Origin of the sequence: Streptomyces sp. NBC_00306 (assembly GCF_036169555.1) — a bacterium.
GTDB lineage: Bacteria > Actinomycetota > Actinomycetes > Streptomycetales > Streptomycetaceae > Streptomyces > Streptomyces achmelvichensis.
The window spans coordinates 7,604,541-7,618,587 of the sequence record NZ_CP108032.1; the positions used below are offsets into that span (position 1 = coordinate 7,604,541).

14 protein-coding genes are annotated in these 14,047 nt (G+C 72.7%); 8 read left to right on the plus strand and 6 right to left on the minus strand.

The window, feature by feature from the left end; genetic code table 11:
• The 6 genes from OHA05_RS33925 to OHA05_RS33950 all read left to right on the plus strand — a co-directional run bounded on the left by OHA05_RS33925 (position 1) and on the right by OHA05_RS33950 (position 5,749).
• Positions 1-816, plus strand: coding sequence for an alpha/beta fold hydrolase (locus tag OHA05_RS33925; protein ID WP_328862671.1), 816 nt, complete (start codon positions 1-3; stop codon positions 814-816).
• The gene (locus OHA05_RS33930) at positions 813-1,979 is read left to right on the plus strand and encodes a glycosyltransferase (protein ID WP_328862672.1); all 1,167 of its coding nucleotides are present in this window, start codon (positions 813-815) and stop codon (positions 1,977-1,979) included. Before OHA05_RS33925 ends, OHA05_RS33930 begins: the two co-directional genes overlap by 4 nt.
• Complete coding sequence (locus OHA05_RS33935) at positions 1,976-3,838, plus strand: class I SAM-dependent methyltransferase (protein WP_328862673.1); 1,863 nt, start codon at positions 1,976-1,978, stop codon at positions 3,836-3,838. Before OHA05_RS33930 ends, OHA05_RS33935 begins: the two co-directional genes overlap by 4 nt.
• Before the next feature lie 53 nt (positions 3,839-3,891).
• Positions 3,892-4,767, plus strand: coding sequence for a galactokinase (locus tag OHA05_RS33940; protein WP_328862674.1), 876 nt, complete (start codon positions 3,892-3,894; stop codon positions 4,765-4,767).
• A gap of 411 nt (positions 4,768-5,178) precedes the next feature.
• A complete protein-coding gene (locus OHA05_RS33945; protein ID WP_313942408.1) occupies positions 5,179-5,445 on the plus strand; it encodes a hypothetical protein in 267 nt (88 codons plus the stop codon).
• Positions 5,446-5,593: 148 nt separating this feature from the next.
• Positions 5,594-5,749 carry a hypothetical protein gene (locus OHA05_RS33950; protein WP_313942407.1) on the plus strand — a complete coding sequence of 52 codons (156 nt, stop codon included), beginning with the start codon at positions 5,594-5,596 and terminating at the stop codon, positions 5,747-5,749.
• Here the strand turns inward: OHA05_RS33950 and OHA05_RS33955 are convergent.
• The 3 genes from OHA05_RS33955 to OHA05_RS33965 all read right to left on the minus strand — a co-directional run bounded on the left by OHA05_RS33955 (position 5,740) and on the right by OHA05_RS33965 (position 7,229).
• Complete coding sequence (locus tag OHA05_RS33955; RefSeq protein WP_313942406.1) at positions 5,740-6,003, minus strand: hypothetical protein; 264 nt, start codon at positions 6,001-6,003, stop codon at positions 5,740-5,742. The two genes, OHA05_RS33950 and OHA05_RS33955, sit on opposite strands and share 10 nt — an antisense overlap.
• Positions 6,004-6,103: 100 nt before the next feature.
• The gene (locus OHA05_RS33960) at positions 6,104-6,883 is read right to left on the minus strand and encodes an aminotransferase class IV (protein ID WP_313942405.1); all 780 of its coding nucleotides are present in this window, start codon (positions 6,881-6,883) and stop codon (positions 6,104-6,106) included.
• 112 nt (positions 6,884-6,995) lie between these two features.
• Positions 6,996-7,229, minus strand: a complete 234-nt coding sequence (locus OHA05_RS33965) for a hypothetical protein (protein WP_313942404.1) — start codon at positions 7,227-7,229, stop codon at positions 6,996-6,998.
• 231 nt (positions 7,230-7,460) lie between these two features.
• Here OHA05_RS33965 and OHA05_RS33970 point away from each other — a divergent pair, with 231 nt between their 5' ends.
• Entirely contained in the window at positions 7,461-8,966 is a 1,506-nt protein-coding gene (locus OHA05_RS33970; protein ID WP_328862675.1) for a metallophosphoesterase family protein, read from the plus strand.
• Between the two features lie 57 nt (positions 8,967-9,023).
• Complete coding sequence (locus tag OHA05_RS33975) at positions 9,024-10,130, plus strand: DNA alkylation repair protein (RefSeq protein WP_328862676.1); 1,107 nt, start codon at positions 9,024-9,026, stop codon at positions 10,128-10,130.
• Positions 10,131-10,209: 79 nt separating this feature from the next.
• Here the strand turns inward: OHA05_RS33975 and OHA05_RS33980 are convergent, their stop codons facing one another.
• From OHA05_RS33980 to OHA05_RS33990, 3 genes are all read right to left on the minus strand, one after another.
• Positions 10,210-11,508, minus strand: a complete 1,299-nt coding sequence (locus tag OHA05_RS33980) for a CAP domain-containing protein (protein WP_328862677.1) — start codon at positions 11,506-11,508, stop codon at positions 10,210-10,212.
• 114 nt (positions 11,509-11,622) lie between these two features.
• The gene (locus OHA05_RS33985; protein ID WP_443043856.1) at positions 11,623-13,011 is read right to left on the minus strand and encodes a M1 family metallopeptidase; all 1,389 of its coding nucleotides are present in this window, start codon (positions 13,009-13,011) and stop codon (positions 11,623-11,625) included.
• Positions 13,012-13,141: 130 nt separating this feature from the next.
• The gene (locus OHA05_RS33990; RefSeq protein WP_313942399.1) at positions 13,142-14,023 is read right to left on the minus strand and encodes a diacylglycerol/lipid kinase family protein; all 882 of its coding nucleotides are present in this window, start codon (positions 14,021-14,023) and stop codon (positions 13,142-13,144) included.
• Between the last annotated feature and the right edge of the window lie 24 nt (positions 14,024-14,047).

Consider the following 14,047-nt stretch of genomic DNA (forward strand, 5'->3'; position numbering starts at 1 on the left):
ATGCCCCTCGTCCACGCCAACTCCCTGCGCTTCCACGTCCACCGGCCGCCCGGCGATCGCACCGGCGCGACCGCCGTGTTCCTCCACGGCCTGGTCGTGGACAACCTCTCCAGCTTCTACGCCACCCTCGCGGTCCCCGCCGCCCAGGCCGGCCACGACATCGTCCTGTACGACCTGCGCGGCCACGGCCGCTCCGAACGCCCGCCCACCGGCTACGACATCGCCACCGCCGTGCAGGACCTGACCGCGGTGCTCACCGCCCTCGGCCTCGACGAGTGTCCCGTCCACCTCATCGGCAACAGCTACGGCGGCACGATCGCGCTGCACACCGCACTCGCACGCCCCGACCTCGTCGCCGGACTCGTCCTGGTGGAGGCCCCGCTGACCGGACCCTGGATCGAGAACATGCTCGACACGCTGTCCGTCGCGGCCCTCGCCCTGGAAGGGAGCCAGGTCCCGCAGGAACTCTCCTCCATCGGCGCGCGCAAGGCCGCCCGGCTGACCGCCACCGCCGACGAACTCCTCAACCGCACCAGCATGATCGACGACATCGCCGCGAGCCGGCCCTTCACCCCCGACGATTTCGCCCGAGTGCACTGCCCGGTCCTCGCCGTCTGCGGCGAACACTCCGAACTTGTCCCCGGCGCACGGGAATTGGTCCACCACGCCTCCGACTGCACGCTGCGCATCCTGCCGGGCCTCGGTCACGACGTCCTTCAAGGAGGCACCGACGACCTGCGGCACGCCGTGCTCGGCCGACTCGCCGAAGCGGCCGGCCTCCGAGAGACGCGACACGCCGGCGCGGTGGTCGTATGAAGGTCCTCTTCGTCGTCCCGCCGCTGGCCGGGCACATCAACCCGACGGTCGCCGTCGCCGCCGAACTCGCCGCGCGCGGGCACCGGGTCGCCTGGACCGGACCGGCCGAAGTCCTGCCCCGGCTGCTGCCGGCGGACGCGCGGCTCTTCCCGTCCGGCGACCGTCCCGGCCCCCGCGGCTACGGCGCGCTGCACACACACTGGCGCGATCTGCGGGGAGTCGCCGCGCTCCGCTTCCTGTGGTCGGAAGCGCTCATCCCGCTCGCCCACGCCATGATTCCCGGCGTCGAGGCGGCGGTCGACTCCTACGCTCCCGATGTCCTGGTCGTCGACCAGCAGGCACTCGCCGGAGCGGTGGTCGCCGAGCGGCGGGGACTGCCCTGGGCGACATCGGCGACGACATCGGCCGAGTTCACCCGGCCCTTCGCGGGCTTCCCCAAGGTGGCCGACTGGGTGATGGATCAGCTGGCAGGGCTGCTCGCGGACTGCGGGTCGGACCCCGGCTGGGACCCCCGCTTCTCCGACCGTCTGGTCCTCGTCTTCTCCACCCTCGAACTGGTCGGTGAGCACGCGTCCCACCCCGGGCACTTCGCCTTCGTCGGCCCCGCGTTGAGCCCTCGTCCCTCCGACGGCTCCGCCTTCCCGTGGCAGCGGCTCGACCCCCTGAGACGCCGGGTCCTGGTGTCGCTCGGCACCCTGAACGGCGAGGCGGGCGGCCGCTTCTACGCCGCCGTCCTCCAGGCCGCCGAACAGCTCGCCGACCGGGCGCAGTTGATCCTCGCGGCTCCGCCCGACGCCGTCGGCGAGGTTCCCGATCACGTCCTGCACCAGGAACGCGTACCCCAACTGCCCTTGCTGCCGCACCTCGACGCCGTGGTGTCCCACGGCGGCCACAACACCGTGTGCGAATCCCTCGCGTACGGACTGCCACTCGTCGTCGCCCCGATCCGGGACGACCAGCCGATCGTCGCCGAGCAGGTCACCACCGCCGGCGCGGGCCTGCGGGTCCGTTTCGGCCGGCCCCGCGCGGCCGAGCTCCACGACGCCATCGCCGCCGTACTCGACAACCCCGCCCACCGCGGGGCAGCCCGCCGTATCCAGGCATCGTTCGCCGCCGCGGGCGGTGCCGCGGCCGCGGCCGACCGGTTGGAGAAACTCCTATGACACCGTCCCCGACCGACATTCCGTGGGCCGCCGTCGTCGCCCTGGCCGGGCTGACAGCGGGCACCGTGCGCGCCCGCCGAAGACTGCGCACCCTGCCCGTACTGGACCCGCTCGCCCCTGCGAACGGCACGGCCCCGTCCGGTGAATGGCATCTGATCACAGCCCGCGGGGTCGACGTCGACGCGGCGACCCTGCGCGCCGCGATCGCCCACGCCGAACGGGCCGGCCTCCAGGTGGTCGACCTGATACCCGGCAGGCTCGACACGGAACGGGCCCTGAGCCTGCTCCGCCTCCTCGACCGCAGCGCCGCGCGCTACGACCGCACCGCCGACGGCCGTGGAGCGGGACACGCTCTCCTCGTCGCCGAGGACGTCCTGCGTCAGTCGGGGATCGACGACGGCACCGGCGCCGCCCGTGAACCCGCCGAACTGCACACCCTGCTGGGGCGTCTGAAGGAGTACGCCCCCGCCGGCACCGGAGTCGCCATCGCGCCCGGCCTGACCGTCCCGCCGCCCGATCCCTCCCGCCGGGGAGCGGAGCTGCGCGCACAGGGGCTGCCCACCGGCCTGCTGACCGTCGCCCAGCTGGCCGGTCTCGGGCTGCTGACGCGCGCCGCCGTCGCGGACGGCGGATGGGGAGCAGCGGCAGCCGCCATGTACTGGCTCCAGCCGGCCCTGGTCCTCGGTGGGCCGCAGCGACCGCTGCGCCCGGCCGACCTCCTCCTCGCGACCGCGGCGCGCCCCTTCAAGTCCTTGGCCTCCGCGATCCGTACGGCCGCCGACGAGCGCTCCGGATCCGGTGCGGCCACCGCCGAACTGGAGGCGCTGCGCCCCGTCTACGCCGCCGAGCTCAAGGCGGGCACCGACCGGTTCTTCGAGCCCCGGCGCCCCGACTGCCCCTGGTGCGGCTCGAAGGAGCTCTCGGTCCGCATCCGCGTCCCCGACCTCCTCCAGGGCAAACCGGGCCGCTTCACCCTGGAACAGTGCGGCGACTGCGGACACGTCTTCCAGAATCCCCGACTCTCCCTGGACGGACTCGACTTCTACTACCGCGACTTCTACGAGGGCCTCGGAGTGTCGGGCGCGGCCCAGGTGTTCGGCACGATGGGCCGTTCCTACCGGGCGCGCGCCGCGATGCTCCAGCCGTTCGGAACGCCCGCCGCATGGCTCGACGTGGGCACCGGCCACGGCCACTTCTGCGACAGCGCACGCGACGTCTGGCCCGGAACCCGTTTCGACGGCCTGGACATGAGCCCCGCGGTGCGTGAGGCGGAGGTACGGGGCTGGGTCGCCGCCGCCCATCAGGGCCAGTTCCCCGAACTCGCCACCGGCCTCGTCGACCGCTACGACACCGTCAGCATGTTCCACTACCTCGAACACACCCGGGAACCGCTCGCCGAACTCGACGCGGCAGCGGCCGTCCTGCCTCCCGGCGGCCATCTGATCATCGAGCTCCCGGACCCCGAGTCCCGGCTCTCCCGGGTGCTCGGCCCGCACTGGCTGCCGTGGTTCCAGCCCCAGCACCAGCACCTCATCCCGATCGGCAACCTCCGCAAGGCACTGGAGAGCCGCGGATTCACGGTGCTGGCGGAGGAACACGGCACGGCGCACCAGTCCTGCGACTTCGTCGGGGCCGTCCTGCTGACGGCGAACCGGCTCGCGCCTCATCCGTACGCCCCGTGGGGCGAGGGCAGAGCGACCCGCACACGGCGTGTCGTCCGCACGGCCGTGCACACCGCGGCGCTGCCGTGCTTCGTCGTCGCGGCCGGTCTCGACGCCGCGCGTGCGGCGGTCGCCCGGCGTACGGAGGGCGGCAACGCATACCGGCTGCTGGCCCGCAAGACACCGGAGGCGGGGTGACGGACACCGGGAGCCGCACGGGCGGCGGAGCGGGGACGAGAATCGTGCCGGGCGTGCCGGACATCGCACGCCGCCACACCGCCGACCCGCTCTTCCGCCTGGTGGCCTTCGCCCTCGAATCCGCCCACGGCCGTCCGCCGGCCACGGTGTGGAGCGCCCCGCACGCCTTCCACCTCGCGGCGCGCCACACCGTCGCCGCCGCGGGCTGGCCGGTGGCGGCGGCCGCGGCACCACGCGACGACGGCCTGGTGCGGCTGAGTTCGCTGGCCCACCCGGCGCAGAGCTGCGAGTTCCGGCTCAGCGGGCCCTCGACGTCGCATCCCGAGTGGGCGGCCCGCAGCTACGCGCTGCTGCGCACCATGGCCCGTGCCGGATACGGCCGGGGTGGCGCCGATCTGCACATCCACTCCACGCTGACGCCGGCGACAGGGCTCTCGAGCACCGAGCCGCTGGAGTGCGCGGTGGCGCTCGCGATCGCCGAACTGCACACCACCGGCGCCGGAACGCGCCCGCCCCGAGGGCGCCTCGCGTCCCTGGCGAGGTCCGCGTCCCCGGACGGCGACGCGGCGCTGCGCGAGGCCGTCCTGTTCGGCCGCCCCGGCCGGGCGCTGGTGCTCGAAGGCGGCCGCAGACGCCGGATCGACTTCGATCCTCCCGCACAGGGGGCCAGGCTGATGTTGCTGGTGACCCGCGGCGAGGGCCTCGGCGCGGACGACGTCCGCCGGGCGCAGGAGTGCGCCCGGCGGACCGGAGCCCTGGCCGCCTGGCGACCGGGTAGGGGTCCCGGACGGAGCACGCTCGTGCTGCTGCCGCAGGACCGGCTGACACCCGTCCGTACCGCGGTGGCGCAGGAGTTCCGGGCCGCCGGTCTGCCGGTGCCGCGCTTCCTGACCATCGAGGTGGCGGGACCGGCCCGCCGCGAGGAGTGAGGAGGATCGCGACAGCCCTGCACACACCGATGACACCCGGCAGCGATGACGTCCACACTGAGCCGTGCGAGTCGATCAGACGCTCAACGTCACCCTGGCCAGGGCCTTCGTCCCCATGGCGATCATCGTCGCTGCACCGGTTCTGCTCGTCGCCGGTGCACCGATCCATCGCCGCTACCTGCGACACGTCCACCGAGACGACGCACCCGCCCTCGTCGACAAGCCCATGGGACGGGTGAGCGTCCACTACTTCGTCGTGAACAGCCGACTCCCTCCACTGGCTGTGTCTGCCCACGGAGACCTTGAGCCGACGAGCCCGCGCCGGACGAGCCCGCGCCGGACGAGCCGCAAGGCGGCGACCGCCCGCCTGACCCGGCCGCGATGTCAGTGGTGCCTGCGATGGTGTGAGACATGGACGAGTTGATGCGTGGCCGGGTGTACGGCGCTGACCATGACGATCCCGATCCGGGCCCGCGGCCCGGGCACGTCTATCGCGAGCTGGTCGGGGGGCCGCTGGACGGGCTGCTGCTGGATGTCACCGACTGGCCCGCGGCACAGCTGGCGGAGGGGGCCGCGCTGCCCACCGAGCTCGGTTCCTTCGGGCCCGGCGGCCGTGCGGCGTACGGCCCACGGGCCGGTGACCCACGGCGCTGGGACTGGACGGGCGACGTCCGCTGACCCCGCCCGCACACCACCCTGCGTCCCGGCCCCCGCGCCCACGGGAGGGGGTGGACGGTCATCGCCGCAGGGTAGACCGTAGACTCGGTTCCCGCTTCCGGCCGCCGGCGGGGAGCGGGAAGCCGTTCGAAGGAAGGACCTCACGACCGTGAGCACCGCGGACCGATCAGACGCCCCCATCTACGCAGAGCTCGTCGACGAGCGAGGGGACGTCCCGGCCGAAGCACGCAGAACGGCCGAGCAGGCCCAGCAGCAGCTCGAGCAGACGATGAACTTCCGCGCCCGGGCGCACGGCTACAGCTGAGGTACTCGCCGCAGACGTGCCACGGGCCGACCGCGCCGCAGCGCGTACCGCCCGCAGCGGCGCAACTGCCCGGGCAGACCGTTCGCCCGCTGTCCGCCGTGGGTGATGAACGCGTTCACGGGCGTCAGCGGATCGGCGCCCATGGTCCGTGCCAGCAGGACGCCGGCGGCCAGCGGCAACAGGACGCCGACGAGGGCGGCCCCGGTGACGGAGACGTGCTGGAGGCGGGGGCGGCGGGCCGCGTCAGGTGTCATGGCCGCTATTCGACCAGCTCGGAAGCCGGCCGGTATCGGCTCGGATACTCAGCCGAACGCGCCCCATATACTCACCCCGGCCGAGGTGTGACCCAGGAGGTCAGACGGTGTCCCAGGGCACGGCTTCGTACGCCGCCGTGACGCCGGCCATGAACTCACGGGCGACGGGGAACTCGACGTCGTCGATCCGGCCCACCGGACTGATGCCGTGGGAGTTGGTGACGAACGCGGCGCGGTAGCGGGGCAGATCGCCGAGGGTGACAGGTCGGCGGACCGACGGCAGCCGCGGCTCCAGCAGCGCCATCGTCATCCCCCGCAGACAAGGAGCGTCGGGCCAGACGACGTGCTCGCCGTCCCAGAAGGCGATGTTGGTGATGGCGCCCTCGGTGACCAGGCCCTCGGGGGTGGTGAGCAGCGCTTCGTCGGCGCCCCTGGCCTCGGCCTCGTCGAGGGCTCGGTTCTGCACTGCTCCGTCGAGATGCTTGATCCGCGGAGTGTGGCGGACGTACGGCACGGAGACGAGGCGCAACGGCCCGGTCGCCGCGACCTGGGGCCCCCGCACGGTGACCCTCAGCGTCGCCCGGCTGTCGCCGTCCGGCCAGTGGACGTGGACCCGCACGGACGCGTCTTCCCGCCCCGAGGCGGCGAGCGCCTGCCGGATCTCCGCCCGCACCCGCTCGCCGTCCAGGCCTGCCCGGCCGAGGTACTCCCGGGTCGCCGCGTCCAGACGGCCGAGATGGAGCGCCAGGCCCCGAACTCGACCGCCACGCACCTGCATGGCGGTGAAGTGACCGGGACCGGTCAGCGCGGGCGCCGCGAGTGCGGAGTCGACGGCAGGCGCCCCGTTGATCTCTGTGTACGTGGTCTCTGCGCAGGTCAAGCGATCCCCCTCGGCGCGGGTCGGGCGGACTCGCCGGGCAGGGCCACCGGATCCGACACCCGCGCGCCGTGCGAAACGGTGCGGGGCGTCGGGATGCCGTGGCCAGGGCGGGTCAGTGACGCAGGAAAGAGTCTCCGTGGGTGTTCACATAGGCCTCGAGCGCGGTGAGCGCGTCCTGGGTGGCCTGCGGGCTGCCGCTGCCACGGCGCTCCGCGTAGTACGCGGCGCCGAGCTTCTTCAGCAGGTCACCGCCGGCCTTCTGCTGCTGCACATCGTCGACCTTCTGCTTGCCCTGCTGCAGCGCGGACTGCGCCTGCTCCTTGGCTCGGTCGAGGAACCCGGCCATGTCTGCCTCCTGAGGATCAGTGGTACCTACTGGCACAACGTGATCAGTGCCGCCCGGGTTCCGCAGTGGCGGGATGCGTCGCCGTTCCACCCGAACGGGCCCGTCGACGCGGCCTGCCGACCCCTTGCCGGTCCGGGCTGCCGTCCGGGCTCGCGGAGCCCTCCGGGTCCGTGCACGTGCGCCGCTGCTGATCCCTCCCGCCGCAGTGGCGATCGTTGTTACGGTTCGCCGATGCCTGACTCTTCGCGCGATTCGGCCGACGGTGCCGGCTGGGGTACCAAGGAACGCGGCTCGTACAAGGAGTTGATGCCGCAGCACGTCGAAAAGCTGTCCTGGCTCAATCCGAGGACGCTGTGGCCGGCCCGGAACGGCGTCCTGGCCTCGTGGTTCGGCGACCCCACCAACGACCACCGGCAGCGCTGGGTGGAGCGGATGGCGGCCGATGGCGCCCCCGCCGACCTGGTGATCCGGCGTGACGACCCCGAGCACTTCTCGTTCATGCTCATCGCCGACACCGGTGAGGGAGACGACCCGCAGTACGCGGTGGTCCCCGGCTTCCTGGCGGCGAGCCGGGGAACGCGCTTCGCCGTGCTGGCCAGCGATGTCGTCTACCCGGTCGGCAACGCCGACGAGTACGGCACGAAGTTCTTCCGCCCCTACAAGGACTATCCGGCGCCCATCTACGCCGTGCCCGGCAACCACGACTGGTACGACGACATCAACGGCTTCATGCGGGTGTTCTGCGACGCCCCGGCCCTGCCGCAGGACGCCGTCCCGCGGGCGCGGCCGCTCAGCCGGGCGTGGCTGCGCTCCCTGCTGTGGCGGAAACCGCGGACACCCGACGAGCAACGTCTCGCCGAGGCGCGGCAGTTGCGCTCGGCGCCGGCCCAACGGGCCGTACAGCCGGGCCCGTACTGGGCCGTCGACGCCGGCCCCGTGCGCGTCATAGGGATAGACACCGGCCTGCTGGGCGGGATCGACGCCGAGCAGGGCCGCTGGCTGCGTGAGGTCTCGCGGGGCGACACCCCCAAGATCCTGGTGACGGGCTCGCCGCTCTATGTGGACGCCGAGCACGAGCCGTGTCCGATCGAGGGCGGCGGCACGGTCGACGACATCGTGCGGAACCCCGCGCACCACTATGTCGCCGCGATCGGCGGCGACATACACAACTACCAGCGCTACCCGGTGAACGTGGACGGCCGCACCATCCAGTACGTGGTGGCCGGCGGCGGGGGCGCGTTCATGCACGCCACGCACACCATTCCACGGGTCTCCGTCGCCCAGGTCACCGAGGACGACTTCCGCTGCTACCCGTTGCGCGGCGACTCGCTCGCCTTCTACAGCAGGCTCTACGGCCGCAGGCTGCACATGCGCCGCTTCTTCGAGCTCAGCGAGGCGCAGGCCGCCGCCGTCGTCGCCCATCGCCTCGGCATCCGCCCGACCCGGGCCGCCGGACCCCCGGCACGCGTGACCCTCCGCACCCGCGTCGTGGCGTCCCTGCTGGGTGCCGGCAGCCGCCCCCAGCGCGCCTCGTGGCTGCGCCTCCCGGTCCGCAAGACCTACACGCAGCTGTTCTCGCCCGGCTCGGCGACGTACAGCCCTCCGTTCTTCAAGTGCTTCCTACGACTGGACGTCACCCCGGAATCGGTTCGTCTGCGCTGCTTCTCCGCGACCGGGAACCGGGAAGCCGAACTCGACCCGCCGGTGGAGGACGATGTGACGATCCCTCTGAAGTGACCGCCCTCCGACCCGACCAGCCCCACCCGGCCGTGTGCCGCTCGACAGGAGACCCCCATGCCTTTCGCCGATGAACTCATCGGGCGGACCACGGCCGAAGCCCTCACGAACGCCGTGCGGGGCGCGGCCCCCGACGCGCCCCTCAAAGCCCTGCGCGCCGCGGCCTCCGCGCTCGGACCGCTGTCGCTGCGGGAGCGCAGCGACCTGCTGCGCGACGCGCTGATCGAGGATCTGCCGGGCGACTACGCGGCGTTCGCCCGAACCGTACGAGTCGCCCGCGACGGCGGCCCCGAGTTCAGCGGCTGGCTGATCTGGCCGGTCACCAGCGCCGTCGCGGCGAAAGCGGTCGACGAAGGAACCGACGAGGCATTCGACGACGCCCTTCGGCTGCTGGCCGAGCTGACCTCACGGCTCACCTCGGAATTCGCCGTCCGCCGGCTCCTCAACCACGACCTCGACCGCGCACTGGAAACCGTCGCGACGTGGACGACATCGGACGACGCCGACGTACGCCGCCTCGCCTCGGAAGGAACGAGACCCTTCCTGCCCTGGTCCGCCCGCGTCCCGCGCATCCTGGCCGAACCCCGCGCGACCCTGCCCGTCATCAACGCCCTCTACCGCGACGAGAGCGAGTACGTCAGGCGCTCCGTCGCCAACCATCTGAACGACCTCAGCCGTGGGCACCCCGACCTTGTGGTCGAAACGGCGGCCGCCTGGCTCGCCGACCCGGACGACAACACCGAACGCCTGGTCCGCCACGGGCTGCGCACCCTCGTCAAGAAGGGCCACCCCGGGGCGCTCGGCCTCCTGGGCTTCGCCCCGGCGGCCATCGAGGTGACCGGTCCCCACCTGTCCGCCGACGGCATCGCGTTCGGCGGCACCCTCGGTTTCACCGCGACGGTCCGCAACACCGGCCCGGAGCCGGCGCGGCTTGCGGTCGACTACATCGTTCACCACCGGAAGGCCAACGGCACGCAGACCGAGAAGATCTTCAAGCTCACGACGCTGACCCTCGAACCGGGCGAACGCTTCGACATCGCCCGCGACCACTCGTTCCGCGCGATCACGACGAGGCGCTACTACCCGGGCGCCCACGCGGTCGAGCTCCAGGTCAACGGTGTCCGCTCCGGCCGCGCGGAGTTCACGCTGCTGCCGCCCGGATGAGAATCTCCCGTCCGGAACTCGCCCGCGACGACGCGGCGTTGTCTCACCGGTCCGCGGGAGCGAGGGCTCACGCCGTGCGTCACCGCATGCCGAAGAGCTGCGTCCAGTACGTACCCCCGGGGCCGCCGCTCGCGAAGCCCACGCCGAGGTGCGTGAAGTCCGGCTTCAGGATGTTGGCGCGGTGTCCCGGGCTGTTCATCCAGCCCTGGACCACCGCGGCGGCGGAGCGCTGACCGAAGGCGATGTTCTCGCCGATACCCCGGTGGTCACTGCCCGCGGCGGCCGCCCGGTCCCATGGCTGGAGACCCTCGGGCGAGGTGTGGGAGCAGAAGCCGCGCGCGGCCATGTCGGCGCTGTAGGCCTGCGCCACGCCGGCCAGGACCGGATCGGGTGCCAGCGGCGACAGCCCCGCGACGGCCCGTTCCGCGTTCGTACGGGACAGGACCTCGGCGACCGTACGGGCCAGGCCGTCCGGCGTGAGGGGCCGGGCCCACAGCGCGGTCCAGTAGGTCTCTCCCCGGCCGTCCACCGCGGAAGCCACACCGAAGTGGGTGAAGTCGCGGCCCGTCACGGTGCTCCGGTCGGAGGCTCCGTCGAGGCAGTGGGCGAGGAACTGATCCGGAGTGCGCGGACCCGAGACGAGGTGCTCGGCGAGGTCCAGATAGGCGAATCCATGGGCGGTGACGAGCTGGTACACCGATCGCCCGTCGGGTCCCTCGGTGCCGAGGCGGTTCTGCCGGGCCATCGCGGTGGCATGCGCCCGGGCCGCGGCCGTGAGGGCGGGAGCCGGAGTGACGGGCGGGACGCCGACCCGCTGCCGCTCGGCGTTCACGAGTGACGTGAACGCGTCCGGCGGCCCTCCCGCGGGAGCTGCGGGAGGCGCGACCTCGGACGTGCCGTCGTCCGACACATCGACGCCGAAGTCACGTGCCACGCCCGCGAGGCCGTCCGCGTACCCCTGGCCGAGGGCACGCAGCTTCCACGCACCGCGGTGGCGGTAGACCTCGGCCAGCAGCAGAACGCTCTCCTGTCCCGCCGGAGGCGGTGTGAAGCGGGTGAGCGTGCGGTTCGACAGATCGGCGACCTCCATCCTGGGGGAGGGGAGGCGGCTGAGCGGCGTGCCGGGTGAGGAGGAGCTGACGACCAGGGTGACCCGCCCGGCGCCCGGGCGGAGCCCCTGCCGGTCCAGCGTCACGGCCGCCGTGCCGAGGCGGACACCGGGCGCCGACGGCTGGTTCCAGAAGACGAAGTCGCCGTCGTCGCGGACCCTGCCGTCGTCACCCGTGACCAGCACGGAAAGGTCGAAGGGGCCCGGCACGCGGAAGGTGAGCGTGCCGTGCGGCAAGGGGACGTTGCCGCCCGGAACCAATTCGCTCATGACCGTCGCCTTCGCGGTGTACGTGCCCCGCAGGAGCCTTGCGGGCCCCTCGTTCGCAGGCCTCAGTCCGCTCAACGGAGCACGGCCCGTCCCGGGTTCCCGGCCGGCCCGGCTCTACGGCCGGGCGGGCTTGCCCTTCGTGCCGATCCAGGTGTGGAACAGCCTGTCGAGGTCCTTGCCGGACTGCCGCTCACAGAGGCGGACGAACTGCGCGGTGGTTCCGTGACCGTCGTGGTGGTCGGTCGCCCAGGTGCGCAGGATCCGCAGGAAGGTCCTGTCGCCGACCGCCTTGCGCAGCTGGTGCAGAGCCATCGCCCCCCGGGAGTACACGGGCGCGCCGAAGATGTTCGCTCCGCTGCCCGGGTCGGCCGGCGGGAACGCCCACAGTTCGCTGCTCGCGGGCTCGGCGTACAGGGCGTCGAAGGCCTTCTGCGCGCTGTCGCCGCCGTGCTGCTCCGCGTAGAGCCACTCGGCGTAGGTCGCGAAGCCCTCGTTCAGCCAGATGTCCTTCCAGCTGGTGAGCGACACGGAGTTGCCGAACCACTGGTGTGCGCTCTCGTGGACCAGGGTGGGGAGGTCGGGTGCCCTGTCGTACACCGGCCGGGTCTGCGTCTCCAGTGCGTAGCCCGCCTGCGGCGCGCGGTCGACGATGGCGCCCGCGGCCCGGAAGGGGTAGGGCCCGAAGAGCTTGCTTCCCCAGGCGATGACCGACGGCAGCTTCTTGAGGACCGGAGCGGACGCGGCCGCCTCGCGGGGGTCGACGGCGTTGTAGATCCGCAGACCGCCGGGGGCGGTGTACTGCTGGACCTTGAACGTGCCCACCGTCGCCGTCGCGAGGTACGCCGCCATCGGCTCGCTCTGGCGCCAGCGGAACGTCGTGCGTCCCTCGGAGGTCTTCCGGCCGAGGAAGACGCCGTTGGCGACGGCCGTACGCCCGGCCGGCACGGTGACGGCGAAGTCGTACGCGGCCTTGTCCTTCGGGTGGTTGTTGGCGGGGAACCACGTCATGGCGCCCTGCGGCTCACCCGCCACGAACGCCCCGTCGTCCGTGGGGATCCAGCCGTCGAGGGACCCGTCCGGGTCGGTCACGGGCCGGGGAGTCCCCTCGTAGGTGACGGTCGTGCGGAACTCCTGGCCCTTGCGCAGCGCCTTCCTCGGCGTGATGACGAGTTCCTGCCCGTCACGGCGGAAGGAGGCCTTGGCGTGGTCGACCGTGACGCCGGTGACCCGCAGCCCGCTCAGATCGAGATGGAAGCGGGACAGCCGTTCCGTGGCCCGGGAGGTGATCACGGCCCGTCCGTCGAGGTGACGGCTCGTGGTGTCGTAGCCGAGGGTGAGGTCGTAGTGACGGACGTCGTAGCCCCCGTTGCCCGCGAGCGTGAAGTACGGGTCGCCGACGCCGGGTGACCCCGCCGTCCCGGCCACGGCGGGCCCGGCCGCCGCGGCCAGCGCGGCGACCACGGCGACGGGGAGACCCGTCGCGACGACGGCACGCCGCCGCAAGCGGGCCGGGCGCCCGGCAACCTGCTGGAAGGGTCGGGTCACCGAAGCTCCTCGGGCTCGGAGGCGATCACTTCGATCCAGACTAGGGTGCCGATCGCCACGGAACTCCCTCGAAACGGTCAAGGCACGCTCAGGCCAGGACGTTCAGTGCTCCCGGCAGGACCCTCGCGGTCATCGGCAGCGTCGCGTCGACCTCGCCGTCCGCCCCGTACGGCACGGGCCGGTCCGTCTCGACGCGTACCTCGGTGCCCCGGAGGATCTCCACCTGCGGGCGGCTGATGTGGGCACCCGTCTTGAGCTCGTTCATCATCGTGAAGAACAGCCGCTTCGGGGCGTGCCGGATCACGACGACGTCCAGCAGACCGTCGTCCACCCGGGCGCTCGGTGCGACGAGACGCCCGAAGCCGTAATAGCCGGAATTGGCCGCCACGACCGTGTAGCCGCGGCGTTCGTACAGCTCGCCGTCCACGGTGATGCGGTAGTTCACCGGCCGCCAGGTGACCACCGCCCGCAGCCCGCCGGCGTAGTACGACGCGGCGCCGCGCAGCAGCCGGGAGGTGTTCGCATGGCGGTTGGCCAGGGCGTCGACGCCGGCGTACACACTGCCGAGGACGGCGGTCCTGTCGTGGAACGCCGATTCGACCTCGATGGTGTCGACCTTGCGCGGAGCGCCGTTCAGCAGGACGTCCGCCAGCGCTCCGGGCTCGGTGGGCAGACCGAGCGCTCGGGCGAAGTCGTTGCCCCGCCCGGCCGGCACGAGCCCGAGCACGGCGTCCGTGCCGCTCAGCGCCCCGCCGACGCAGCCGGCCATCCCGTCGCCGCCGACCGCCAGGACGGTCCGGCCCCGTTCGCCGGCCGCCCGGGCCACGCTGCGGGCGTGCTCCAGGCTGTTGCTGTACTCCGTCTCCAGGTCGGCGCCCGCCTCCCGGAGCAGACGGGCGAGCGGGAGAAGGGTCGCGGCTCCGCTGGATCCCCCGGAGGCAGGGTTGACGACGGCGGTGAACTGTCGCATGCGTACGCCTTTCGGAAGGCAGGG